The sequence below is a fragment of the Geomicrobium sediminis genome (assembly GCF_016908595.1).
In the GTDB taxonomy this organism is placed as follows: domain Bacteria; phylum Bacillota; class Bacilli; order Bacillales; family Marinococcaceae; genus Geomicrobium_A; species Geomicrobium_A sediminis.
Map to the genome: position 1 here is coordinate 1 of NZ_JAFBEC010000016.1, position 25,234 is coordinate 25,234.

Genomic DNA, 25,234 nt, shown 5'->3' on the forward strand with positions numbered 1-25,234 from the left:
TACTTTTCACCAAAAAAATCGTCATTGGAACCAATTCAAAGACCATAAGAGAAAGCCTTGGTTCACAGAACCAAGGCTTTCTCGACAATCTGAAAAACGCAACGGAAAGTCCGTTGCGTTTTTACTAGATTGCCTTCTTTCGAAAGCTAAGGATGAGTAACACGAACAATGACAATGGTAAGCCTATAAATACAGGATGAATCCCGAATGGATGCCCAAGTAACTGCCAAGAGACAGTAAGTATAAGACCTGTCCACATTGAGGCAAGTCCTGCTACTTTATCTGGCCGGGTCCAAAACATACCAATGAGTATTGGCGCAAACAGACCAGCGACGAGAATGGCAGATCCCGTCATCCAAAGCTCTACAAGTCTTGGAATAATAAAGCAAGGCAAAGAGAGAAGATTGCCATTGCAATAACCATAAGTCGGCTTACATACAGTAACTTTTTATCGTCTGTTATTTTAAACACAGGTTTAATAATGTCACTGACCATAATCGTTGACCCTGCTATAAAGAAGGAGTCTGCACAAGACATAATGATGGCAACTAACGTGATGAACATCAATGCCGATAGCCAAAACGGTAATGCCCCAAAGATCACATCATAATAAATCAAATCAGGACGATCTGTTTCAATACCGAGACCAGCACGAGCCATTACTCCAATGACGATAATCATTAATCCTGTGACGAACATAAGGATAACAGCAATCCAATTTGCTTTTAATGTTGTTGATAGGTTACGAGCGGCCCATACTCGTTGCCAGGTATCTTGTCTGACGAGCATAGCAGCTCCAATCGTCATAAATGGCATTAAAAACTCAGCGAGAGGCATATTGAACATCAGCAAAAAATCATTCGATATGGTCGCATTTGTTTCCACGTTACTCACGACGTTGTCCCAACCACCTGTCAAATAGTAGACAAATATGAACATCGTTAAAATACCTAGCGTTTGGATCGTTCCTTGAATGGCGTCCGTCCAAATAACCGCTGTTAGATCCCAGCGGTCATATCAAGTCCGAATATTAAATTTAATACGGTTGCAAGTGCAACGAATTGTAAACCTGTAAGTGCTCCTAAAGCAGCGATATTGCCAATGAATGCTGGGTATCTTGCGGCGCTACCGTAACGAAGTACAGCGTAGTCCCCAACCGAGAAAAGCTTGTGCTTGTCACCAAGTACCCGAATACGCTTTGCGAAAAAGAGTGTGAAGATGGAAAGTGCTAGCGCTAAAGAAACGACGAGCCAAACTTGACCAAGACCAAATTGATACGCATCGGTCATAAATCCGAGCACCGTTGACCCTCCAACAGCTGCACCAATGATTGTTAGTACCATTGGAATTAACGGCATGGCTCTTCCGCCCATGTTATACGATTCATAGGTCTTTGTCTTCCTATAGAAGTAATACGAATAGAGTAGAATGACGAGCGCATAAATGACGAGTAGTGCAATCAAGATTGGTTGTGTCGACTCAGTGATGTACATTTTAATACCCCGTTATCGTTTATTTTTCTTGGCACCAATCTAAGATAAAGGCACCGATGGTTTTCGTTGCCGTTTTTAAGCTATCCAAATCAATGTACTCATCAAGCCCGTGCATGTTTTCGCCAGTCGGACCGTAACACGTTGATGGAATGCCAAATTCCTCAAATGCACGAACGTCTGTCGTAGCAGTAAACGCCAGTCGTTGTAACTCCGTTCCAGTCGTCGCAGTATGTGCCTTTTCTAAGACGTTGTATAGTTCTGTGTCACCTTCTTCTTCACGACCTGGAGCGCTGAAGCCAAAGAAGGAAACAACAGGCGGTCGTTCTTTCAGCCACTCGTCTTTTGCTGCAGCATCTAGAATCCATTGTTTTACTTCAGCTTGAATCTCTTCAGGCTTTTGGTCCGGGTAAAATCCAATTCGTGCTTCAAAATAACATTCGGTCGGTACGCTCGATGCCCAGTCACCGCCATGAATGACGCCAACGTTCACATTTAGAGGGTGTGCATGGTTTTCAAAGTGTTTGTGTTTTGGTCGTTGATTAATGTGCTCACGATAATCATCAAGTGCAGCGATGAGCTTGCTCGCTTTATTTATGGCGTTTTGAGCACGTTCTGCACGCTCAACGTGAGCGCCTTGGCCACGAACATTCACGCGTACCCACATGACGCCGAGTTGAGTTTTCATGGCTTGTAAGTTTGTAGGTTCTGGAATCAACGCACCGTCAGCAACGTAACCTGCATCAAGCAAGGCGAGTGCACCATTTCCGGTACATTCTTCTTCAATGACCGTTTGAATTTGAACGTCAGCCCCAAGTTGAATGCCTGATTTTTGAATCGCTTTTAATGCGTAAATCATGGCGGACACGCCGCCTTTCATGTCGACTGCGCCACGACCATAGAGTCGATTTTCTACAATGGCAGGTTGATAAGGAGCGTGTGTCCATAGATGCTCAGGTTCAGCGCTAACAACATCAATGTGTCCTTGCAAAATTAAACTCTTTCCTGTTTTTTTGCCGTCATTTTTCCACTCTCCAACAACGACTGGGCGATTGGTGTAATCCCATTCTGGAGGACCGTAGTTCTCATATTTGCTAAGGCGTTCTGGATCTGGGTCAAAGGAATTTGTTTCAAGTTTCATATCATCAAGTTGATGGCGAATGAAGTGTTGCACTTCTGCCTCGTTTCCGAGTGTGCTCTTAAAAGAGGTCAGTGATTTTAGGAATAGAAGTTGCTCGTCCCATAGTTCTTCAATGGCTTGATTTACGCGTTCGATTGATTGATTTGTCATGAGTAATCCTCCTGCATCATTTGGTTTGTATTCTGTTATTGCAAGAAGGATGCCAACGAAAACATTTAGAATATCACTTTTTTAGGGTGAATTCTTTGTTTATTTGTACAATTTGATTCAACTATGAAAGATAAAACGCTATTTTATTCAAATATGACTCAACATCTTCTGGGAGACGCGCATTTGATTCAGTTTTGACTCAATTATCTTAGTTGTTTAAGCAGATTTCGTGCTACGTGCAAAAATTGAGGAACTGTTGCTCCGACTCTCGTCATCGGAATTGTCGTGTTAATATTGCGAAGCAAGTAGGATCTGTGACTGAATCTTGCATGGAAGACCTTCATCTGCGTGATTTTGACCCGATTGGCATAATCATTGCATTGTAGAAGCTTAGGAGGGGTTATGTATGCCTAACAAACTAAGCAAAAGGATCAATCATGAACGGTTTAATCGTTATGTGAAACGAAGTTCAGAAGTCGGGAGAACTGACAATAATGGGTTACACCGTTTAGCGTTATCTCAGGCTGACAAAGAAATTCGTGACCAACTGAAGGTGTGGTTTGAGCAAGCGGGGTTAACGACTACGGTTGATGACTTTGGGAATATGTACGGTCGAAGAGAAGGGAAAAACCCTCATTTAAAACCGATTGTGATCGGCTCACATTTAGATACACAGCCATATGGGGGACGATTTGATGGGGTTCTTGGTGTATTAGCTGGATTAGAAGTCGTTGAATCATTGAATGACGATCACATTCAAACGGAGCGTCCAATCGTAATTGTAAATTTCACAAATGAAGAAGGAGCACGGTTTCCGCAACCGATGCTCGGGAGTGGTGCCATTACTGAGCATTTTAATAAGTCATTTGTTTATGAGATTCAAGACGAAAAGGGTATAACATTTGAGCAAGCTCTTCAAGAGATCGGTTATGTTGGGAAAGAAGAGTACCGTCTCAAAGAAGCAGAATACTACTTAGAATTACACATTGAACAAGGTCCAATGCTTGAACGAAACAGTAAACAGATTGGTGTTGTTGGTGGAATTCAAGGGATGGATTGGTTAGACGTAAACGTCATCGGTGAAAAAAATCACGCAGGACCAACTGCGATGGAAGACCGAAAAGATGCCCTAGCGAGTTCGGCGCGTATGATCTCAACATTGTATGAAATAACAAATTCTTATAGCGGTTTAAAAACGACGGTCGGGAAGCTACACGTGCACCCAAATGTGGCGAATGTCGTACCTGGCAACGTGGAGTGGGTGCTTGATGTTCGTCATGAAGATGACACGTTGCGAATGACTGCACTTGATGAGATGCGCCATGCTCTCAAACAACAAGCAGCGCTTGATGGAACATCGGTTACAGTCAATGAGTTGTGGGCGAGTCCAGCCGTTTTATTTGATGAAGATGTGTTGGGAGCGATTGAAAAATCGACGGATAATCTCGGTTTAACGAGAATGAAACTATATAGCGGGGCAGGACATGATTCGAAATACATGCCGTATTTCGGGAAAACGGGAATGATCTTCATTCCGAGCGTTCAAGGCGTTAGCCACCGGGAAGATGAATTAAGCCATGATCATGATTTACACAATGGAGTAGAAGTCTTACTTCATACAGTGATGCAACTTGATGCTAACTAATAGAAAAAACGCCGGGACAAAAAATCCCGGCGTTTCAATCGTTATGGACTTACATCGAGTGTTCTCGTACCACGATGGAGTAGGAATACGTAAAACCCAATAAAGAAGAGGGTGAAGTAAATCGGTAAGATTGATTCGAAAAGCGGATGACTCGTAATCATAGTGATTGCAACACCTAATGCGATATACAGTGCACCCTGAACCCAATGTTTGTAAAATCCGAAGCTAATCGACCATCCGATTAGGAAGAACAGTAGAATACTCGCCGAATAAGATAAAGACTCAACGATTGAAGGAAACATGCTTTGATTTTCCATAATTCTATCTGAATACAGTTGATCCCATCCGGTTGCTAACAGCACTCCGTGTATCAAGAACGAGAGTAAGATTGTAAAGATCACAATCACGACCGTAACGAGGATTCCTGAAAAGAGTACGCTTCGAAAGTAAATCCGACGTGTAAGTCCTGTGGAAAGGTAGTGGTTCAAAAAGCCTCCCATTGATAGTAGTCCGACAATGAGCATGAATACAGTGGTTGATGAAAAGGACCCTTCAATAAACGTCCACGTAATTTCGCCTTGAGTAAAGTACGTTACGACATTAATCCCAATATAGATGAGTAAATAGATGCTAATATACCATAATGACCATGATGAATACTCTTTTGTTTGAGTACGAATGGCGAGAGATTGTTTACTCGTCATCTTCATTCTCCTCCTCCGTTAAGTGAATAAAAAGATCTTGAAGGGAAACGAATGAGCGTTCTAAATTCAGCTCAGCTAAGCGACGTTGATCATCGTCAGTAAATGAACCGTAAATCATGACGGACTTCGTCGGTCCGAGCTGTTGGGTGGCGACAATCGTTTTGTCTTTCGAAAACTCATTTACGCTTTGTTCGTCTCCGGTAATGCGGTATCCACGCTGTTGGAATGCTTCTTTATCTTCGTGAGTGAAAAGTCTTCCGTTTTTAATGATGATTACTTCTTCAAATAACGTCTCCATTTCAGAAATAAGGTGAGTGGATAGAATGATCAGCCTAGGATGTTCCATAAAGTCGTTTAGCACTTCTTTGTAGAACAACTCCCTTGCTGGAGCGTCCATCCCTAAATAGGCTTCATCAAAAATGGTCACAGGAGCTCGACTGGCTAAACCGATGACCACTTGCATTGCAGAGGCCATTCCTTTGGATAATTTGGCCACTTCTAAGTCTTTAGAAACCCGAAACCGTTTTAATAGTTGATGGGCATAGCCGTGATCGAAATTAGGACGGAACTTCGCATAGGTTTCAATATAATCGCCTACTTTTTCCGTTTCATATTCGAAGTTATGGTCACGAACGAAGATCATTTGCTCCACTGCGTGTTCATTTTCAAACGTAGTCTCGTTATTAAGCGTTACTGTCCCGTTTGAAGCTTGTTGAAAAGCAGTGAGAATGGATAATAAGGTTGTTTTACCAGCGCCATTCCGACCTAGAAGCCCAACGATTTTGGGACCTTCAAGTTGAAATGAAATATTATGCAGAATCGTTTTTTGTTTACGTGTAAACGAGACTTGATTAAAGTTAATCTTCATTTGGATGTCCTCCTCTTTTGAATATCAATGAGTGCAATTCATCTTCAGAAATGCTTAGACGTTCTGCTTCTTTGTGCATCGGTTCAACGTATTCTCGTAAGAAATGTTCTTTTCTTTTCTCAAGTAATTGTTGTTTGGAACCTGAAGCAACAAACATCCCGACTCCTCGTTTCTTATACAGAATTCCAGCATCTACGAGCTGGTTGATTCCTTTTAAAATCGTGGCTGGGTTGATTTTATAAAAAGCGACGAGCTGGTTCGTAGAAGGTGCTTGTGTTTCTTCGAGTAGTCTTCCTTCAATAATCTCATCTTCAATCATTTCTCTAATTTGCAAGTAGATCGGTCGAGTATCATCTAGTGTCGGTCGCAATCGACATCACCGCCTTCGTAAACGACTTAGTTAATTGGTTAGTTGGTTATGTAACTAACTATATGACTGAGCGTGTGATTTTGTCAATATAAATTTAATGTATGCGCTTTCAACAAATGCAATCTTGTCGCCAACTCTGCGACAAGATTGCATTTTCCTTTTATTGTTGCACGCGTTAGGGCACGCTACACTTGAATTAATAAAATGAACAACATAGCAAAGGGGGGACCGTACGTGTCTGAGAAAAAAAGTATTCGTGCACGTATTCAACGGTTTGGTAGTCATTTAAGTAGTATGATTATGCCGAACATCGGGGCATTTATTGCTTGGGGTATCTTAACCGCAATTGCCGTACCGACTGAAATTGGCATGTTAGAAGCTTTCGTAGATCCAATGGTGTTCTACTTACTACCGTTACTTATTGCGTTTGCTGGTGGGCGAATGATCCACGATTTCCGAGGTGGTGTAGTTGGTGCAACAGCCGCAATGGGTGTTATTGTAGCGGCAGATATACCGATGTTTATCGGAGCAATGATCATGGGACCTCTCGGGGGTTATGTGATTAAGAAGTTTGACCAAGTTATGGACGGTAAAGTGCGCCCAGGCTTTGAGATGTTGATTAATAACTTCTCCGCCGGTATTATCGGTGCATTACTCGCGATCATTGGTTCGCTTGCGGTAGGTCCTGTTGTACAAGGGTTCACAGTGGCGCTCGGTGCGGGTGTTGATGCGATGATTTCAATCGGTGCATTACCACTTGTTTCTCTCTTTATCGAGCCGGCTAAGATTCTTTTCTTAAATAATGCGATTAACCATGGAATTATTAGTCCACTTGCGACTAGCCAAGTGTATGAGTATGGACAGTCGATGCTATTCATGCTTGAGGCAAACCCTGGACCAGGTATTGGTATTTTGCTAGCCTTTATGATTTTTGGAAAAGGTGCAGCGAAAGCCTCTTCTTACGGTGCGGGTGTCATTCACTTCTTCGGTGGTATTCACGAAATTTACTTCCCATACGTCCTCATGAAACCACTTCTTATTGTTGCGGTCATTGCAGGTGGTATGAGTGGTGTGTTTATGGTGCAGTTATTTGATGTTGGGTTAACAAGTGTGCCAGCACCAGGAAGTATTATTATGATCTTGGCGTTTGCGGCTAGCGGAAGTCACCTTGGTGCAATCATATCTGTTCTCGTTGCAGCTGCTGTTACGTTCGCAATTGCAGCGCCAATCTTGAAGTTTGATCGTAAAGGTGAAGTGGAAAACATTGAAGAGGCTCAAGCGAAAGTAGCGGCAATGAAATCTGGCAAAAATAATGAAGCAACACAAGCAGAGCCAGAGGCAAATCAATTCAGCCAAGTTTCTACGATCATTTTTGCTTGTGATGCAGGCATGGGCTCAAGTGCGATGGGCGCATCCATCATGAAAGACCGCGTTAAAAAAGCAGGAATTGAAGGTGTAGATGTGAGCAACACATCCATTAGTAACATTCCTGAACACGCAGATCTTGTCATTACGCATAAAGATTTGACGACACGAGCGAAGGAACAGCATCCGAATGCGATTCACGTATCCGTCGATAATTTCATGAACAGCCCTCGCTATAAAGAGATTATAGATAAGCTACAAGGCAACGAATACGAGGTTGTTCAAGAGAGTGACGCGGTGGATGACAAAGAAATTAACAAAGTCATTTTTGCGTGTGACGCTGGTATGGGTTCAAGTGCAATGGGTGCCTCAATCCTAAAAGATAAGTTCAAAAAAGCAGGATTAACAGAGATTCACGTGTCAAACACATCCATTAGCAACATTCCAAGTGATGCGGATCTTGTGATTACGCATAAAGACTTAACGACAAGAGCAAAAGAGCAACAGCCAAATGCTGAGCATATCTCGGTTGACAACTTCTTAAATAGTCCGAGATACACGGAACTCGTTGAACGTCTGAAAAACTAATAAAGGAGGTAGCCAAATGCAACTTACCGCAAGAGAAAGACAGGTAGTGACACTGCTTTTAGCAGCGTCTTCACCGTTGACTCAAGCCTCACTTGCTGAGGCTACTTCTGTTAGTTTACGTACGATTCAAAGAGACTTAAAAGGGATAGAAAAAGAGCTCGCAAAGATTAATGTCAATCTTGAACGTTTACCTGACCAAACCGTCCAACTTCGAGGCGACACTCACGTATTATCTCAGTATGTAAAAACGGATGTCCATCGTGATTACACGAGTGATGAGCGGCAGCAGGTCCTACTTGTTCGGCTCTTACAAGAGCGTGAGCCAGTAAAGCTTTTTACACTCGCATCAGAGTTGCGTGTGACAGCTGCTACAATCAGCTCAGACTTAGATAAGGCGTCACAATGGCTCGAAACGTATGGTCTTCAAGTGGTTAGGAAAAGGGGATACGGCATTGAGATTCAAGGTGCTGAGGAACGTAAACGACGAGCACTTAGTGGTATTATTTCGATTCACTTTAATGAAAGTGAATTGTATGAGGTGCTTTATGAAGAGAACGTTCACAATCAAATTGCCGAACGATTACTTCATATCGTTGATGTCGAACGGGTCAAAGAAGTCTCCCATGTCATCCAAACAGAGAAGCCTGCGTTGTTTCCGTATATGGCCGATCAATCGTTAATTGCTCTTGTTGTTCATACGGCGCTTGCTGTGAAGCGGTTAGAACTTGGAGAAATCATAATGATGGATACCGATCAGTTAGAAGCATTGCGCAAAATGGACGAGTTTGAAGTGGCTTCGATGCTTGCCCGGGCTTTAGAGAAACAAATGAACATTCGCATTCCCGACGAAGAAGTAGGGTACCTTGTCATGCACTTGCGAGGAGCTCGAATTAGTGGTAGTCAAAGTCTGCCATTTGAGGAGCAGAATGCGGAGTTAATCGGTCGAATTAAAGCACTTATTTATGGTGTGGAGAAAGAGCTAAATACTTCGATTTATGGTCCGACTCTCGTTCAGGACTTACTCGCCCACTTAAAACCTGCGCTCTATCGAATTCGTCAAGGAATGCACATTTCAAATCCATTGCTTCAACGATTACAAAATGATTATGAAACGTTGTTCAACATTGTGCGTGGACAAGCACAAGTTGCTTTTGAGCCATTGCAGTTACCAGATGAAGAGATTGGTTATTTGTGTTTGCATTTTGGTTCGGTTCTTGAGAGGAGAAAGCGTAGCCACCACGTGTCTGCTCTAGTTATTTGCCCGAGTGGCATCGGTTCCGCAAAAATGTTAGCGAGTCGAATTGAGCAAGAAATTCCTGAGATCTCAACAATTAAAAATGCTTCATTGTTAGAGCTGAGTAAGGAAAAAGCAAATTACGATGTGATTATCTCAACGGTGAATATTGATGATATGGATCGAGTGTTTCATGTGAGTCCGGTATTAACGGAACTGGAAGTGAAAGAAATCCGTCAGTACATTCGTGGCTTGCCGACAAAGAACCCAATGAAAACTCAAGATCAATCCGTCGGCGTGAAGGTCGCATTTCAGCAAATTTCCTCTTTAAGCGCGATGATGGAACGGTTACTCGAATCGATTCGGTTTTTCTCCCATCGTGACATGTGGCAAGGAATCGAAGCGAGTGTAGAAGAGATGCATCGGCTTGGTTTTGTCGATCACGTTGATGCGATTGTGACGATGCTTAAAGAGCGTGAACGGGTGGGTGGGCTTGCGATTCCGAATACGGATATTGCATTGTATCACGGACGTAATGATGCGGTACGCGATCCCTTTTTCAACGTCATTGATTTAGAGGAAGCGATCTCACTACCGTCGATGATTGAGGGTCATGAGTGGGTGAAACGAATTGTAGTTTATGCTGCTCCAAAAGAAATCACGCCTCATCATTTGTCCTTTTTAAGTTACGTGAGTACGTTATTTATTGGTTCAGAGCAAGATGTAAAGGTCTTTAGTGAAGGAAAACGAGACGAGCTACTTGCTTTATTAGAAGAAAAAGCAAAGCAATATCTCATTAATTTTATTCGTGAAGGAGATTAAATTTATGATTTTAAAAGCTGAGAATATCCAACTAAACGTAGAGGTTGTATCAAGAGATGAAGCCATTGACCGTGCAGGAGAAGTGCTTGTACAAGAAGGGTATGTGAAACAAGACTACCTTGAGAAGATGCATGCTCGTGAGGCGTTGACATCTACGTATATGGGCAACTTGCTTGCGATTCCCCATGGAACAGAAGATGCAAGAGATGAAGTAATTGAGTCTGGACTTAGCATTCTACTCCTTGACGAAAAAGTTCAGTGGGATGGAAATGATGTACAAGTTGTTATCGGAATTGCTGGGAAAGACGGCGAGCACTTAGAGATCTTATCTAAGATCGCGATTGCTTGTTCTGAAGAAGAAAACGTCCATGCACTTCTACAGTCAAAGTCTGCAGAAGATGTTCTAAACTTCTTCTCGGAGGTAAATGAGTAAATGAATGCCGTGCACTTTGGAGCAGGAAATATTGGCCGAGGGTTTATCGGTGCGCTTTTGCAACAAGCAGGCTATTCGGTTACGTTCGTAGATGTGAATGAAGAGGTTATTAACGCTCTTAAGTCTAGAAGAGGGTATACCGTAACCATTGCATCAGAAGAGCAATCAAGTTTTCAGGTTGATGATGTTGACGGTTTGAATAGCCTGACGGAAGAAGATGAAGTGATTGCTGCGATAACGAATGCAGATCTCGTCACAACTGCGGTTGGACCGAACATTTTACCACGCATCGCTCCAGTCATTGCAAAGGGTATTGAGAAGCGAATCACAGCGACTCCGTTAAATATTATTGCGTGTGAAAATGCAATTCGTGCTACGAGCACGTTGAAGTCTTATGTACTTGAACATGCAACGGAAGTTCCAGATTGGATTGGCTTTGCAGATGCTGCGGTCGACCGAATCGTACCGAGTGTTCCTTCGGAGGATGTTCTAGCAGTTACTGTTGAGCCGTTTTTCGAGTGGGTTGTAGAAGCGCCGATGTTGGTAGGCGATATGTCCCTCGGGGAAGCGAAGCTCGTTGACGAACTTGATCCTTATTTAGAGCGCAAGCTCTTTACGGTAAATACAGGTCATGCAGCAGCAGCATACGCTGGAATGAAGCAAGGGAAAATGAGAATTGTTGATGCGATGCTCGATCACGATATTGAAGAACATGTCCGCGGTGCGCTTCGTGAAACGTCAACCGTACTCGTTGAAGATTATGGGTTCGATGAAGACGAGCATAGACAATATGCTGAGCGGATTGTAGAACGTTACAAAAACCCGTATTTGCAAGATACAGTTGCTCGTGTTGGACGTGGACCGATTCGCAAACTTGGCCCAAATGATCGACTCGTAAAGCCTGCGAAAGCTTTTGCTCGTAAAGGGAATCCAGAGCATCTCGTACAAGCGATTGTGAACGCGCTTGAGTTCTATGCAGACGATGATCCTGAAAGCGAACAATTACGAGCGTTAATTGAAGAGCATGGCGCTTATGAGGCATTTTTGAACGTAAGTGCTCTGTCTGAAGATGAGCCATTAGCTCAATTAGTAAAACAAAAACTCTCATTGTAAATGGTAAGGCTCCCACCAAAGATTGCTTTGGTGGGAGTCTTTTTAGTTAAATTGGCCAACCTTCTTGTTTGTAAGACATATCCCAAAATAGATATTCATATCGACTCGTGTTCAAGAAAATTTGTTCAAGTTTGTCCAGTTCTTTCTCAGACTTGTATTGTGCAAGTTCATCGAGAAGGTTTATAAGGTGTGTAGCAATTTCGCCAAATTGCTCTGAACTATACATCTGAACCCATTCCCCGTAAAACTCGTGCTCTGTACTACCTGGGATTTTGGCGAGCGCTGTGCCAATCTCGTAATAACTCCAAGCGCATGGTAAAATGGCAACGATTAATTCAGCAAGTGATCCTTTTTCTGCTTCAGCGAGCATTGCACCGCTATAAGCGATCGTAATTGGACCTGGTGTTGTGCTTTCTAATTCTTCTTCGCTAATTCCAAGCCTTTTGGCGTAAGCTCTATGCAAGTCCATTTCTATGGCTAACGTTTCATGCAAAGCGTGAGAGAAAGAAGTCATTGTTTTTAAGTCTGGTGAGAGCACGACGGCTTTGGCCATCACTTTACTATAATCAATCAAGTAGACATAATCTTGCTTCATGTAATACTTAAACGATTCAAGATCTAGAGAGCCATCGCCAATGCCTTGAACGAATGGATGTTGATGGCTTGCTTGCCAAATTGAATCAGCAGTCTGTCGAATACGCTTTGAAAAGCTCATTGAAAAACCTCCAATAATTAGTTGAAAAGGGGATTATGATGACACACAAACTTTATTATGATGACGCTTATTTGAAAGAATTTGAAGCGAATGTGATTAAAACGGCGAGTGACTACATTGTACTGGATCAAACCGCATTTTATCCAGAAGGAGGCGGACAGCCTGGTGATACCGGGCATTTGGCTGGCGTCAAAGTGTATGACACTCAAGAGGTTGATGGGGAGATTCGTCATTACATCAAGGAGCCGATAGAACGTGCTACAGTGACCGGTGTCATCGATTGGCGCCGACGGTTTGATCACATGCAGCAACATCTAGGGCAACATCTTCTCAGTGCAACGTTTGACGATGTGTATGGCTATAAAACGATCGGATTCCACTTAGGAAAAGAAACGGTCACGATCGATCTTGATATTCCTTCGCTTCAAAACGAAGAGGTGGTCCATGTCGAACGCGTTGTGAACTCTATCGTTTTTGAAAATCGAAACGTTGAAACCCGCTTTGTAACAAACGATCAATTGCACCATTATCCATTACGTAAAGCGCCAACGGTAAACGAACAGATTCGACTTGTCATCGTTTCTGAGTATGACTATAACGGATGTGGAGGAACACATCCTCTTACAACAAGTGAAGTGGGCATCATCAAGCTACTAAAAACCGAAAAGGTTCGAAAAAGCGTACGATTGCACTTCGTATGCGGTCTAAGGGCCGTCCAACGTTGGAATATAGAAAATAATAAAATGGAAGAACAATTCACAGAGTTACGCCGAGTAAATGAGGTCCGGTCTAATCAGCTTGAGCAAGCACACGATCAACTGCATCACTATGAAGTTGGCAAGTGGGTGGATGGGACGCATTCGGTTATTGAACGGGTATATGAAAATAGGTCAATTAAAGACTTACAACTTCTTGCGAAGCTAGCAACTCAAGAGCAACCTACACTTACGGTACGCTTGTTTACTGTCATACCCCACGAAAAGGTACAGTGTGTTTTCGCAAGAGGAAACCACGTAGACCTAGATATGAACGAATGTTTAAAAGATTTTTTAGCTATGATTGGCGGAAAAGGAGGGGGCCAAAAGCAGCTTGCTCAAGGCGGGGCCCCCTATAAAACAACGGTTGAACAGTTTACATCAGATTACTTAGCGACTAAATAGTGATGAGCAATCTTTAAGAATAATTCACCGATGTTTAACAGTGCACGTTCGTCGAAGTCAAATCGTGGATGATGGTGAGGGAATGATGTCCATTCTTCTTCGGTTTGACTGCCGACGTGAAAGAAACAACCTGGCTTCTCTTCTAAATAATACGCAAAATCTTCACCACCAAGGACTGGTTCACCTTGAATCCACGCGTCTTCTCCAAAGGTTTCTTGGATGAGGGAACCGACAAGTGCGGTTTCTTCTGCGTGATTTACAAGAGCAGGGTATCCATTTAAATAGTCAATGTCGCACGTGACATGGTTGCTTGCTTCAAGCCCTCGTGCAATTCCACGAATGTCTTCTTCGATCTGTTTTCTCGTTTCAGGCTTAAACGTGCGCACCGTTCCCTGAATCGTTGACGAGTCCGCGATAACATTAAATGCCTTGCCTGCTTCGAATACACCAACGGTTACAACGGCGTTATCCATTGGATCGACTCTTCTTGCTACAATTTGTTGTAAATCAAGTACGAGCTTCGATCCCGCAACGATTGAATCAACAGTCGTATGCGGCATAGCCCCGTGCCCACCTTTACCTTGAATCCGAATCTTAAAACGATCAACAGCAGCCATTGATGGTCCTTGACGAACATTGACCTTCCCAAGTTCAAGACCAGATTGTACGTGAGCACCAAAGATGTAGTCTACATCGTCTAAGCATCCATCAGCAATCATCTCTTTTGCACCACCAGGTGGAAGTTCTTCTGCATGTTGAAAGATAAAGACGATCGTGCCGCTCAATTGATCTTTGGACTCTGTAAGAATGGTTGCTGCGCCTAGTAACGCAGCGGTGTGTCCATCGTGACCACAAGCGTGCATTACGCCGGGGTTTTTAGAAACATACTCTGTATCGTTTTCTTCCTCAATCGGTAAAGCGTCGAAATCGGCACGAAACGCGATCGTTGGTCCATTATGTTTACCTTGTAACTTAGCTACAACGCCGCGGCCACCAACGTGTGTCGTAACTTCGAGACCTAGTGCTTCAAGTTTTTCTGCGATGTATTCAGGTGTCGCAACCTCTTCAAAGGAGAGTTCAGGGTGCATATGTAAATGTCTTCTCCACTCAACGATCTTCGGAAATACGTCTTGTAATGTTGTCATGTTCTTCCTCCCTTTCAATACTTAGTTAGAATACTATCACAAATAGAAACGAGATAACTGAAAACTTACTATTTATTGCTCAATCTATCATTCGTTTGCTATTGTAAGATTATCTTACAAAAATATTGAGAAAGTTTCGTCAGAAAGATACGATGAAGAAATCAACAAATTAGAATGCTTTTATTTTACATAAAGGGTGATCGAAGTGAAATTGTCTCCAGTCGACCAAGATAAACTGCTGTTATTTGTAGCAGGTGAGCTGGCATTAAAGCGTAAGGAGCGAGGAGTAAAACTGAATTACCCAGAGTCAATTGCATTGATTAGCAACTTTATCCTCGAAGGAGCAAGAGATGGGAAAACCGTTGCACAGTTAATGTCAGAAGGGAAACATGTCTTAACGGCTGAAGATGTAATGGAAGGAATTTCAGAAATGATTGAAAACGTACAAGTCGAGGCAACATTCCCAGACGGTGTGAAACTCGTCACAGTCCACGAGCCCATTCAATAAGGAGAATGTCGATGATACCAGGTGAATATCGTCTTCGTCAGGAAGACATTGAATGCAATGTAAATCGTAAGACAGTAACGATTCGAGTAAGAAACGAGGGTGATCGTCCGATTCAAGTAGGTTCCCACTATCATTTTTCGGAAGTGAATCGGATGCTTACATTTGATCGAGAATTGGTGTTTGGCATGCGTCTTAATATTGCTTCAGGGACCGCTGTGCGATTTGAACCAGGTGAAGAACAGGAGGTAGATCTCGTCATGTTTGGCGGATCGGGAGTTGTTCATGGGTTCAACGATTTAACGGCGGGAAGTAGCGATGTAACAGAATTCGTGAGGCGTGCAAAAGAGCGTCAGTTCATTGCGGAAGGTGATCATTCATGAAGATGTCTCGTAAAGCCTATAGTAGTATGTTTGGACCAACAACCGGTGATCAGCTGCGCCTTGCGGATACGGACCTTTGGGTTGAGGTTGAGCATGATTATACACATTACGGTGATGAAATTAAGTTTGGTGGCGGCAAGGTCATTCGCGATGGGATGGGACAGAATAGTACGAGAACGAGAGAAGATGGCGTATTGGATCTAGTTTTTACGAACGCTCTAATTATTGATTATAGTGGCATCGTAAAAGCAGATATCGGTATAAAAGATGGACGAATTGTCGGAATCGGCAAGGCAGGCAACCCTGACGTTATGGATGGTGTGACGGACAATATGGTTGTTGGTGCCGCTACAGAAGTCATCGCCGCTGAAGGTAAAATCGTCACAGCAGGAGCGATTGATGCACACATTCACTTTATAAGTCCTCAACAAATTGAAGCGGCCATTGCATCAGGAACAACAACGATGATTGGTGGAGGTACAGGACCTGCAACGGGAACAAATGCCACAACAGTTACTCCAGGGGAATGGAACATTCATCAAATGTTACGGGCTGCAGAAGACTTTCCAATGAATTTAGGGTTTTTAGGGAAAGGCAATGCTTCTGGTCACGCACCGTTAGAAGAACAGATTGATGCTGGCGTCATTGGTTTGAAGTTACACGAAGACTGGGGAACAACGCCAGCCACAATTGACCATTGCCTTACAGTCGCTGACGAAATGGATATCCAAGTTGCTATTCATACGGATACGCTCAACGAAGCTGGATTTGTCGAGGACACAATAGCAGCAATTGATGGTCGTGTTATTCATACGTACCATACAGAAGGTGCAGGCGGAGGACATGCTCCTGACATTATGAAAATAGCCGGTCTTGACCACGTCTTGCCATCATCTACAAATCCGACTCGACCATTCACCGTAAATACAATCGACGAGCATCTCGATATGTTAATGGTATGTCATCATCTGGATGGGAATGTTCCTGAAGATGTTGCATTCGCGGATTCTCGCATTCGCCCAGAAACAATTGCAGCAGAAGATATCTTTCATGATTTAGGCATTTTAAGCATTATTTCGTCAGATTCTCAAGCGATGGGTAGAGTTGGTGAAGTATTAATCCGAACGTGGCAAACCGCAGATAAAATGAAGCTTCAACGTGGTTCCCTCGTTGAAGACGAAGGTAGTGGCAATGATAATACGAGAGTAAAGCGTTATATTGCCAAGTATACGATTAATCCTGCAATTACACATGGAATTAGTCAGGAGGTAGGTTCTGTAGAAGTAGGTAAGTTAGCTGATTTGGTGCTCTGGGAACCAGCGTTCTTCGGCGTAAAACCAGAACAAATTATAAAAGGCGGAATGATTGCGTACGCCCAAATGGGTGATCCAAATGCGTCCATCCCGACACCTCAACCGGTCTATATGAGACCGATGTTTGGGAACTATGGGAAAGCGAAAGAGCAAACGAGTATTACGTTTATGTCAAAAAGTGCTGTTGACCTTGGGGTGCCTGAACGCCTACAACTGAAAAAGCGTGTTGTAGCTGTGAAAGGTTGCCGCAGTATTTCGAAGAAATCGATGAAGTTAAACGACGCAACGCCTGAGATTACGATTAACCCTGAAACGTATGAGGTACGAGTGAATGGTGAGCTTATGACGTGTGAACCGGTTGAAAAAGTCGGACTAGCACAACGATACTTTTTATTTTGATAGTGGAGGATCGACATGATTATTACTGAAGTACTTGGAAATATTCAGAACGGACACCCAGAAAAAGAAACGAAAGAATGGCTTGAAGTTGAATGGGAAGAGTTAAACAAACGAAGAATGCGCAGAACGACAGATCAAGGAAGAGAGATTGCAATTAAGCTTGAGGATGCACAGCATTTACATGTCGGGGATGTTTTGTATGAAGATCATGACGTGCAAATTGTTCTACGTACGAAAATGGAGCCTGTGTTTGTCGTTTATCCTAAATCGATGCAAGAAATGGGCAAAGCTTCATTTGAATTAGGCAATCGCCATACACCATGCTTGGTCGAAGAAGATCGGATAACGGTTCGGTACGATGCTACGCTTGAACGATTATTTAATGAGATTGGGGTGCAGTATGAGCGAGAATCACAACGATTTAACGCCCCATTCAAATACAGAAGCCACCACCACTAATGGGCAAATGTTGCAATTGCTCCATATCCTTGATTCTGCCTTTCCAATTGGTGGGTATACACACTCTTTTGGAATGGAGACGTTCATACAAGACGAAGCAATTACGAATGAACATGAGCTTGTGGAGTATTTGTCGAGTTATTTAACGAACAGCGTTGCAACTGGGGACGCATTGTTCGTGCAAGAAGCCTATCAACGAGCTTCTCAGAGTGAGTTAGAACAACTCATAGAGCTTGATCATCGCTGTCATGCTTTCAAAATAACAGAAGAAGCTCGAAAAGGATCTGCAATGATGGGAAGACAATTCATTAAAACGGTCACCCCATTGCTTGAAGACGCCCAATTCGTAACGTTTAGAGAGCGATTAAAGCAAAAGCAAATTGACGGTCATTACCCGGTCGTGTTTGGAATGTATACGAGCCTTTTAGGGGTCTCTGTTGATGTTGCTGTGTCTACGTTTCTATATTCATCGATGAATAGTCTCATTACAAATGCAGTGAGAGCGATTCCTCTTGGACAGCAAGCGGGTGTTCGAACGGTCCATGCGATGTTTCCGCTAATTTCTGAGCTTACAAAAACGATCCAAGGTCAGACGATTGAGGACATTGCCAACAATGCACTACTCATTGATATTTCATCGATGAACCATCAGTTTTTACGATCTAGATTATTTATTTCATAAGGAGGAGACAACGATGGCAAAGGTTAGAGTTGGTGTAGCTGGTCCAGTAGGGTCAGGAAAGACTGCGATGATTGAACAATTAACACGTCAGATGCATGAAAAGTATTCGGTCGCCGTCATTACGAATGATATTTATACGACAGAAGATGCCCAGTTTCTCACGCAAAACGGGGTATTGCCGAAGGATCGAATATTAGGTGTAGAAACGGGAGGGTGTCCTCATACAGCTATTCGAGAAGATGCGTCCATGAATTTTGAAGCGATTGATACGCTTTGTGATCGCTTTGAAGATTTGGAGATTCTGTTTTTAGAGAGTGGTGGAGACAATTTATCCGCCACGTTTAGTCCAGAACTTGTTGATGCTTTCATTTATGTGATCGATGTCGCGCAAGGTGGTGATATTCCTCGTAAGGGCGGTCCTGGGGTGACAAGGTCAGATCTTTTAGTCGTGAATAAAACGACACTTGCACCTCACGTAGGGGTAGATTTACAAGTCATGAAGAGCGATACCAAATTAGCGAGAGATGGGCGCCCGTATGTATTCGCTGATGTGAAAAGCGGGACAGGTGTCGAGGAGATTATTGAGTGGATCCAAAAGGATTTGTTGTTTGAAGGGATGGAATATGCAAAGACCAAAGCATGACGGTGTATTAGAAGCTTCATTTGCTTATCATCGAGACAAAACAAAGATGATCCATGCGTTCCAGCAACCGCCATTAAAAGTCAGTCGCGTATTACGTCTTGATGAGGAGAACCCTGGACATGCTTATGTGTACTTAATGGAATCATCTGGGGGAATGGTTGCTGGTGATCGCAATACGTTTCGCATAAATGCAAAAGCGAAGGCGAATGTGACACTAATTCCCCAGTCTGCCACCAAGATCTACCCTTCACACAATGAACAGCCTTGTGTACAAGAACTTCATATTGCCGTAGGTGAAGAGGCATCGGTCACTTATCTTCCTGAAGCAGTGATTCCATTTGAACAATCGAGGTTTCAAACGAAAACCGTCGTACATTTACGTTCGAATTCCTCGTTAATTTGGGCAGATCTTATTGCGCCGGGTCGAGAACATCGAGGGGAGAACTTTCATTATTATGAACTTGAACAACGTATGGAGGTTTACCTAGAAGGACGTTTACTCGCCCTTGATGCCTTTCGGTTTCAACCGGAGAAAGAAGCGGTTCAGCGCTTTGGCGTGCTTGGAGAGTATCGGTATGTCGGTTCGATCTGGTTCTTTTCTGAAGCAATCTCTTCGATTGACGTTCAGGAGCTTCATGATGAGCTTATGATGTTAAACAATTGCAAAGCAGGTGTCACTCGTTTAGAAGACCGTGGAATCCATATTCGCATGCTTTCAAATGATCAATGGCATTTAAAGAAACAATTAGAGCAGTTTGCTCAAAGGTTCGCCTCTTTACATTAACAATGGACAAGAGCCCTCATCATGCGTGTGAGGGCTCTTGTCCATTGTTAATCGTTGTCTTTACTGCTGACGTATTGATTATAGTGATCGTCCTCACCTGAGGTTGAATTCTTAAACTGACTGAGGCGACCGTTGCGATGTTCGCCATGGTTGCTCGTTTCACGGAATTGGTGATCGTGCTTATGGTTTTTGTTGCTTTTGTGACCCATGATTCATCCCCTCCTTGACGTATAGATTGTCAAAAAGGGACGGGAATTATGCATTTATGGTGTGAAATGATGACGGTATACGAATAAAATCATGATAATTGTAGAAAGAATAGAAAGAAACGGTAAAAGAACGATGGCAATCGTTAACGGAAATGTAACCGTATGCAAGAACTGACTGACTAACAGAAATGCTGGAAGCCCGACAAATATAGGTAAAATCATATAATACATGCCAACTAGACCTTCAGTTACAGTATCATCGTCTTTGAATAATATTTGATAGATTGACCAGAGGATTGTACCATATGCAATAGCTATAAGAAGAGAAGAGGCAATTTCCATCCACAATCCAACCCCATTCAACAGAGATATTCACCAAACTTTACCCGAAAAAGAGTTTGGTTAAACAATAAGATATTTCAAATAATAAGAAACTGTCGGAATCATTGTTTTGAGTATCCAAAAAAAAGGGAATCATAATGTAACTTGTACGCTAAAGGAGTGAACAATATACGGTGGAACAATTAAAACCTTATCAAACAGAAACGTATTTCGATGAAATGTTTACTTCAGAAGGTAAGGTAAAACCTCATTATCGAACGTTGCATGATACCATTCGTTCCTTTGACCGTGAAGAATTAAAGTTAAAACACGAACAAGCGCAAGCCTCGTTTTTGCGCCAAGGGATCACATTTACTCTTTACCAAGATAACCTTAGTACTGAACGTACGATGCCGTTTGATTTTATTCCGATTATTATATCGAGTGAAGATTGGGTAGAGATTGAACAGGGTATCGAACAACGGATCAAAGGTTTGAATGCATTTTTGGAAGACATATATGGTGAAGAAAGAATTCTAAAAGAAGGGATTATCCCTGAATACTTGATTAAAGAAAACCCGTATTACATTGAGCATTTAAAAGGGTTTCCTTTTCCGTTAACGAATCATATCTTTTTAGCTGGTATTGATCTCATTCGTGACGATCGTGGAGAGTACCGAGTTCTCGAAGATAATTTACGTAATCCATCAGGACTTTCCTATATGTACCAAAACCGCTTCGTGATGCGTCACGTTTATCCAGAATTCTTTAAGGAACATACGCTGTATAAGATTGAGCAGCAATTAGACCCTTTAAGACAGACGTTGATGGATTATAGTTCACGGAAGAAAAGCGCCGTTGCGGTCCTGCTGACCCCAGGTGTATTCAATTCAGCTTACTATGACCATGTCTTCTTAGCCCAACAAATGGGCATTCAGCTTGTAGAAGGTAGTGACCTCGTTGTTAAAGGTGAATCTGTGTACATGAGAACGATTCATGGCCTGCGACAAGTCGATGTGATTTATCGGCGAATTGATGATGACTACTTAGATCCAGAGCAGTTCCGGTCAGACTCTTTACTCGGTGTAAAAGGGCTATATCGTGCAGCGAGTGCTGGGAATGTCGCGATTGTAAATGCAATGGGAAATGGTGTGGCTGATGACAAGGCGCTTTACGCTTTTGTTCCAGACATTATCCGCTACTATTTGAACGAAGAACCGATTTTGAAGAATGTTGATACGTATTCACTCCGTAAACCTTCTATGCGCAAGTGGGTGTTAGAACGACTGGATCAACTCGTTATTAAAAATGTCGGATCGTCAGGTGGCTATGACATGTTGATTGGTCCTCATTCTACTCGTGAGAAATTGAATCTGTTTCGGGAGAAGATCATTGAAAATCCAAAGCAGTACATTGCTCAACCAACAATCAAGCTATCTCGGGCACCTGCATTTCAAGATAATCAATTTTATCCATGTCATGTTGATTTGCGTGTGTATGCAATGAGTGGAAAGAAAGTCCGAGTCATTCCAGGCGGGTTGTCTAGAGTCGCTCTCAAGAAAGGTTCTCTCGTCGTTAATTCCTCACAAGGTGGCGGTGGTAAAGATACGTGGGTGCTTAAAAAGGGAGAAAGAGTATAATGTTGATTCGTGTAGCAGATGCTTTGTATTGGATGTCGAGGAATTTGGAGCGCTCGGAGAAGACCGCAAGCTTATTGTCTGTTCAAGTTCTACAAGTGTTAGAATCCCAAGAAGAAGATTTGCTCGTACAAGAAGAGTTGTATACGGCTGTAAATGTGGCTGCATCAAAAGAAGAAGCCGATCGGTTGAAGGCTAAAGGAACAATTACTTTGCATCAGGTTCTATCGTATTTGTTATTTGCAAAAGAAAATCCTAATTCTGTGATGAACTGTGTACGAGTTGCAAGGGAGAATGCCAGAAGCGTCCGAGATCATATTAATGACGATTTATGGCAAATCATTAATGTGTTCTTCTTAGACGTTGAGTTTGCAAAGTTTGATGACTACAGTGATTACCAGATGCAACGTTTATTGCAACGGGTAAAAATGACGTCACTCTCTGCGCAAGGTGTCATTGAGTCTACGACGATGCGAGGAATGCCTTACCAAATCATGAAGATTGGTAAATGGATGGAGCGTGCTGAATATACGCAGCGTATGCTACAAGCGATCAGTGAAAAAGTAGAAGAAGATTCTAACTCATCGCGGTATTTCATGCGACTTGCTTTACAAATGATTAATGGGAGTGAGGCGTTTTTGCAACTTAGAAACGCTTCAATTGAACCGAGTTATGTTTTACACTTCATGATCGCGGAGCCGAATTTCCCCGGTTCAATTCAATACTGCTTAAAACGGGCAACTGACGCCATCGTAAAGTTAGAAGGGGAAAGAGGTTCGTCATACACGCAGCTTCTCGTACAAGAAATCAATATCATCATCGAAAGAGTGATGCAGCTGTCGTTTGAGGACGTTGACTTAGATCAAGCATTTCATGACATACAACCTTACTATACACCGTTAAAAGTGTAAGGGTATAAATCGACAGCAAGGGAGAGTAGCGTAGTGAAATATGAGATTATTCATATCAATCGTTTTGACTACGAGACGCCTGTTGACCAAAGTATGAACAGCATTCGATTAGAGCCAAAAACGGATGAGTGTCAACGGTTGCTCGTATATCATACTGAAATCACACCACATTCATTAACGTCTCATTATACGGATATTTGGGGAAATACGGTGGAGAGCTTCTACATCGCTGAACCTCACACCCATCTTGAAGTGAAGACAACAAGTGTCGTTAGTATTCAACGAAGCCCATTTGTCGACCAACTAACGTATTCAAAAGCGATGCAAGACATCTTTAGTTCACAATTGTTTCGAGATCAATATTTACCATTCTTAAGCCAGACGAACTATACGTATTTAGAACCTCATCAAGTGACCAACGTGAAAAATGAAATTGGTGACATTCAGAATCCCGTCCAATTTGCAAAATCACTCATGAACTATTTATATGCACATTTTACGTATGATTCAAATTCTACGAATGTGAATACAACTGCAAGAGAAGCAATCGAATTAAAAAGTGGTGTATGCCAAGATATTGCGCACACCATGATTGGTGTTTTGCGGGCACAAGGAATTCCTGCCCGGTATGTGAGTGGCTATTTGTATGTTGGAGAGGACTCAGCGTTAGTCGGTGATGCTGCGAGCCATGCTTGGGTTGAATTTATGGCACCAGGAATCGGGTGGATTAGCCTAGACCCGACGAATAACGTTGAAGCCTTGGAGAATCATATAAGAGTTGGGGTCGGCCGAGATTACGGGGATGTAAGTCCGGTACAAGGTGTCTACCGTGGAGGGAATCAGAACCTTGATGTCAGCGTTTCTGTAACATTGCTTGATTCATAAAACAGAGCCATCGTAGGATTGATGGCTTTGTTTTTTATTTGTAATTTCCTTCATCAACAATTTCAATTGCAATATCAACACGATCTAGAAAGTTTTCATCAAGATTTTCCAATTGTTCATACGTCCATGCTCCTGGGTGGAAGCGGAACGCTTTTTCAGTTAGTTGATAAATGTCTAAGTCCATCTCAACACCGTGAAGGAAGGTTTCTGTAATGTCTAATACTAGACGTTCTTCAAGCTTATTTTTTAACTCCCTTTCGTTTATTTGGTTCACATTGCTCAATAATGCAGCTTTAACTTTCATCTCAACTCGAAACCGAGGCTCATTATGTTCTGTCAAAACGTTTATATTCAATTGCGGACGAATGAGCTGGGCAGATATAAGATCTTCGGGCAATGTGACGTGAAGTTTTTCAGTATTCTCATCAAACCAATCTAACCCTTTCAAATCATTAAGCGTGAGATGTCCTTTTAATTCGTGTTGTTCAATAAAGTAACCGCTATTAACATTTAGTACTAGCTCACTGGCTTCATTGTCTTTCCAAGTCTGATCTTTGACGATTAATGAAGGAATTAAGATTGAGCCAAAGGGTTCGTCATAACGTTGTACGAGAGTTTGATAACTTAGTACAGGAATAAAAGAGTTCTCACGTAACAATTCTGCAGGGTCATAAGTAAAAGAGTACACCGGTGCACGACTAAAGAAATCGTTGTGTAACATTACTTTGTCAATAGGTGAATCTGTTGCAAACAACCACGTGTCATAGCGCAGAAAAGGCCATCGCCCTAAAAAATCTTTAACTATCTTCAATTGTTGTTCTTCTAAAATCGTTGGAGAGACGTAAATCGTATTAATGTGTGAGTAACTAACGGGTAGTTGAGCAACTTGCTCAATACGACCTAACGCTTGTTCAATTGTACTACCGCTCGCTGAACCGACGATAATACGTGACTCAGTAGTGTCAGCGCCACCGCCCTCGACTTTTGCAACAGAGCTATAACTTAATGATTGGAAGTATAACTGATAGAGGTCGTCTTCATAATCGATTCCGATCGCTGTAATGTATGTTTGGTGTTGAATTTCTTTGATTCCCCAACATCCAGATAACAGGCTTACCAAAATCATTATAAGTAGAATCTGTATTCCTTTCATCGTTATC

General features: G+C 42.5%; 26 protein-coding genes and 1 pseudogene. 16 read left to right on the top strand and 11 right to left on the bottom strand.

Going from position 1 to position 25,234, the window contains the following annotated elements; genetic code table 11:
* Nucleotides 1-124 precede the first annotated feature (124 nt).
* The 3 genes and pseudogenes from JOD17_RS18560 to JOD17_RS18575 form a co-directional block, all read right to left on the bottom strand.
* Entirely contained in the window at nucleotides 125-355 is a 231-nt protein-coding gene (locus tag JOD17_RS18560) for a hypothetical protein (protein ID WP_204699480.1), read from the bottom strand.
* 8 nt (nucleotides 356-363) lie between these two features.
* Nucleotides 364-1,493: pseudogene (locus JOD17_RS21425) on the bottom strand (sodium:solute symporter family protein).
* 19 nt (nucleotides 1,494-1,512) lie between these two features.
* Nucleotides 1,513-2,781, bottom strand: a complete 1,269-nt coding sequence (locus tag JOD17_RS18575) for an ArgE/DapE family deacylase (RefSeq protein WP_204699482.1) — start codon at nucleotides 2,779-2,781, stop codon at nucleotides 1,513-1,515.
* A 406-nt stretch (nucleotides 2,782-3,187) separates the two neighbouring features.
* Here JOD17_RS18575 and JOD17_RS18580 point away from each other — a divergent pair, with 406 nt between their 5' ends.
* Nucleotides 3,188-4,426, top strand: a complete 1,239-nt coding sequence (locus tag JOD17_RS18580) for a M20 family metallo-hydrolase (protein ID WP_204699483.1) — start codon at nucleotides 3,188-3,190, stop codon at nucleotides 4,424-4,426.
* 41 nt (nucleotides 4,427-4,467) lie between these two features.
* Here the strand turns inward: JOD17_RS18580 and JOD17_RS18585 are convergent, their stop codons facing one another.
* From JOD17_RS18585 to JOD17_RS18595, 3 genes are read right to left on the bottom strand one after another with little or no spacing between them, the layout of a single operon-like run.
* Nucleotides 4,468-5,130, bottom strand: coding sequence for a hypothetical protein (locus JOD17_RS18585; RefSeq protein ID WP_204699484.1), 663 nt, complete (start codon nucleotides 5,128-5,130; stop codon nucleotides 4,468-4,470).
* Nucleotides 5,120-5,998, bottom strand: coding sequence for an ATP-binding cassette domain-containing protein (locus tag JOD17_RS18590; protein WP_204699485.1), 879 nt, complete (start codon nucleotides 5,996-5,998; stop codon nucleotides 5,120-5,122). The genes JOD17_RS18585 and JOD17_RS18590 overlap by 11 nt, the downstream gene beginning before the upstream one ends.
* Nucleotides 5,988-6,368 carry a GntR family transcriptional regulator gene (locus JOD17_RS18595; protein ID WP_081831660.1) on the bottom strand — a complete coding sequence of 127 codons (381 nt, stop codon included), beginning with the start codon at nucleotides 6,366-6,368 and terminating at the stop codon, nucleotides 5,988-5,990. The genes JOD17_RS18590 and JOD17_RS18595 overlap by 11 nt, the downstream gene beginning before the upstream one ends.
* A 234-nt stretch (nucleotides 6,369-6,602) precedes the next feature.
* On the opposite strand from JOD17_RS18595, the gene JOD17_RS18600 reads away from it, so the two are divergent.
* Genes JOD17_RS18600 through JOD17_RS18615 form a run of 4 tightly spaced genes read left to right on the top strand, consistent with a single transcriptional unit; the run spans nucleotide 6,603 to nucleotide 11,923 of the window.
* The gene (locus JOD17_RS18600; protein WP_338028828.1) at nucleotides 6,603-8,321 is read left to right on the top strand and encodes a PTS mannitol transporter subunit IIBC; all 1,719 of its coding nucleotides are present in this window, start codon (nucleotides 6,603-6,605) and stop codon (nucleotides 8,319-8,321) included.
* A 16-nt stretch (nucleotides 8,322-8,337) separates the two neighbouring features.
* Nucleotides 8,338-10,377, top strand: coding sequence for a BglG family transcription antiterminator (locus tag JOD17_RS18605; protein ID WP_204699487.1), 2,040 nt, complete (start codon nucleotides 8,338-8,340; stop codon nucleotides 10,375-10,377).
* A 4-nt stretch (nucleotides 10,378-10,381) separates the two neighbouring features.
* The gene (locus JOD17_RS18610) at nucleotides 10,382-10,810 is read left to right on the top strand and encodes a PTS mannitol transporter subunit IIA (RefSeq protein ID WP_204699488.1); all 429 of its coding nucleotides are present in this window, start codon (nucleotides 10,382-10,384) and stop codon (nucleotides 10,808-10,810) included.
* Nucleotides 10,811-11,923 carry a mannitol-1-phosphate 5-dehydrogenase gene (locus JOD17_RS18615; protein WP_204699489.1) on the top strand — a complete coding sequence of 371 codons (1,113 nt, stop codon included), beginning with the start codon at nucleotides 10,811-10,813 and terminating at the stop codon, nucleotides 11,921-11,923.
* A 46-nt stretch (nucleotides 11,924-11,969) separates the two neighbouring features.
* On the opposite strand, the gene tenA is transcribed toward JOD17_RS18615, so the two are convergent.
* Nucleotides 11,970-12,638: a thiaminase II gene (gene tenA, locus JOD17_RS18620; protein ID WP_204699490.1), complete on the bottom strand. Its 669-nt coding sequence runs from the start codon at nucleotides 12,636-12,638 to the stop codon at nucleotides 11,970-11,972.
* 38 nt (nucleotides 12,639-12,676) lie between these two features.
* Between tenA and JOD17_RS18625 the strand changes: the two genes are divergently transcribed.
* On the top strand, nucleotides 12,677-13,798 hold the full coding sequence (locus tag JOD17_RS18625) for an alanyl-tRNA editing protein (protein ID WP_204699491.1): 1,122 nt from the start codon (nucleotides 12,677-12,679) through the stop codon (nucleotides 13,796-13,798).
* Here the strand turns inward: JOD17_RS18625 and JOD17_RS18630 are convergent.
* A complete protein-coding gene (locus tag JOD17_RS18630; RefSeq protein ID WP_204699492.1) occupies nucleotides 13,780-14,943 on the bottom strand; it encodes a M20 metallopeptidase family protein in 1,164 nt (387 codons plus the stop codon). The two genes, JOD17_RS18625 and JOD17_RS18630, sit on opposite strands and share 19 nt — an antisense overlap.
* A 205-nt stretch (nucleotides 14,944-15,148) precedes the next feature.
* Here JOD17_RS18630 and ureA point away from each other — a divergent pair, with 205 nt between their 5' ends.
* From ureA to JOD17_RS18665, 7 genes are read left to right on the top strand one after another with little or no spacing between them, the layout of a single operon-like run.
* Nucleotides 15,149-15,451 carry an urease subunit gamma gene (gene ureA / locus JOD17_RS18635; RefSeq protein WP_204699493.1) on the top strand — a complete coding sequence of 101 codons (303 nt, stop codon included), beginning with the start codon at nucleotides 15,149-15,151 and terminating at the stop codon, nucleotides 15,449-15,451.
* Nucleotides 15,452-15,462: 11 nt separating this feature from the next.
* Nucleotides 15,463-15,831, top strand: coding sequence for an urease subunit beta (locus JOD17_RS18640; protein WP_204699494.1), 369 nt, complete (start codon nucleotides 15,463-15,465; stop codon nucleotides 15,829-15,831).
* Nucleotides 15,828-17,543: an urease subunit alpha gene (gene ureC / locus JOD17_RS18645; protein WP_204699495.1), complete on the top strand. Its 1,716-nt coding sequence runs from the start codon at nucleotides 15,828-15,830 to the stop codon at nucleotides 17,541-17,543. Before JOD17_RS18640 ends, ureC begins: the two co-directional genes overlap by 4 nt.
* Nucleotides 17,544-17,558: 15 nt before the next feature.
* Nucleotides 17,559-18,002 carry an urease accessory protein UreE gene (locus JOD17_RS18650; protein WP_204699496.1) on the top strand — a complete coding sequence of 148 codons (444 nt, stop codon included), beginning with the start codon at nucleotides 17,559-17,561 and terminating at the stop codon, nucleotides 18,000-18,002.
* Entirely contained in the window at nucleotides 17,944-18,684 is a 741-nt protein-coding gene (locus JOD17_RS18655) for an urease accessory protein UreF (protein ID WP_204699497.1), read from the top strand. The genes JOD17_RS18650 and JOD17_RS18655 overlap by 59 nt, the downstream gene beginning before the upstream one ends.
* A gap of 13 nt (nucleotides 18,685-18,697) precedes the next feature.
* On the top strand, nucleotides 18,698-19,327 hold the full coding sequence (gene ureG / locus JOD17_RS18660) for an urease accessory protein UreG (protein ID WP_204699498.1): 630 nt from the start codon (nucleotides 18,698-18,700) through the stop codon (nucleotides 19,325-19,327).
* Nucleotides 19,308-20,111, top strand: a complete 804-nt coding sequence (locus JOD17_RS18665; protein WP_204699499.1) for an urease accessory protein UreD — start codon at nucleotides 19,308-19,310, stop codon at nucleotides 20,109-20,111. Before ureG ends, JOD17_RS18665 begins: the two co-directional genes overlap by 20 nt.
* Nucleotides 20,112-20,158: 47 nt before the next feature.
* Here the strand turns inward: JOD17_RS18665 and JOD17_RS18670 are convergent, their stop codons facing one another.
* Both JOD17_RS18670 and JOD17_RS18675 read right to left on the bottom strand, forming a co-directional pair.
* Nucleotides 20,159-20,320: a hypothetical protein gene (locus JOD17_RS18670; protein ID WP_193745312.1), complete on the bottom strand. Its 162-nt coding sequence runs from the start codon at nucleotides 20,318-20,320 to the stop codon at nucleotides 20,159-20,161.
* A gap of 54 nt (nucleotides 20,321-20,374) precedes the next feature.
* Nucleotides 20,375-20,683: a hypothetical protein gene (locus JOD17_RS18675; RefSeq protein WP_204699500.1), complete on the bottom strand. Its 309-nt coding sequence runs from the start codon at nucleotides 20,681-20,683 to the stop codon at nucleotides 20,375-20,377.
* A 197-nt stretch (nucleotides 20,684-20,880) separates the two neighbouring features.
* Between JOD17_RS18675 and JOD17_RS18680 the strand changes: the two genes are divergently transcribed.
* From JOD17_RS18680 to JOD17_RS18690, 3 genes are read left to right on the top strand one after another with little or no spacing between them, the layout of a single operon-like run.
* Nucleotides 20,881-22,281 carry a circularly permuted type 2 ATP-grasp protein gene (locus JOD17_RS18680; RefSeq protein ID WP_204699537.1) on the top strand — a complete coding sequence of 467 codons (1,401 nt, stop codon included), beginning with the start codon at nucleotides 20,881-20,883 and terminating at the stop codon, nucleotides 22,279-22,281.
* Nucleotides 22,281-23,189, top strand: a complete 909-nt coding sequence (locus tag JOD17_RS18685) for an alpha-E domain-containing protein (protein ID WP_204699501.1) — start codon at nucleotides 22,281-22,283, stop codon at nucleotides 23,187-23,189. The genes JOD17_RS18680 and JOD17_RS18685 overlap by 1 nt, the downstream gene beginning before the upstream one ends.
* Nucleotides 23,190-23,222: 33 nt before the next feature.
* Nucleotides 23,223-24,074 carry a transglutaminase domain-containing protein gene (locus tag JOD17_RS18690; protein WP_204699502.1) on the top strand — a complete coding sequence of 284 codons (852 nt, stop codon included), beginning with the start codon at nucleotides 23,223-23,225 and terminating at the stop codon, nucleotides 24,072-24,074.
* Between the two features lie 34 nt (nucleotides 24,075-24,108).
* Here JOD17_RS18690 and JOD17_RS18695 read toward each other — a convergent pair whose 3' ends face one another.
* On the bottom strand, nucleotides 24,109-25,227 hold the full coding sequence (locus tag JOD17_RS18695) for a Ger(x)C family spore germination protein (protein ID WP_204699503.1): 1,119 nt from the start codon (nucleotides 25,225-25,227) through the stop codon (nucleotides 24,109-24,111).
* Nucleotides 25,228-25,234 lie beyond the last annotated feature (7 nt).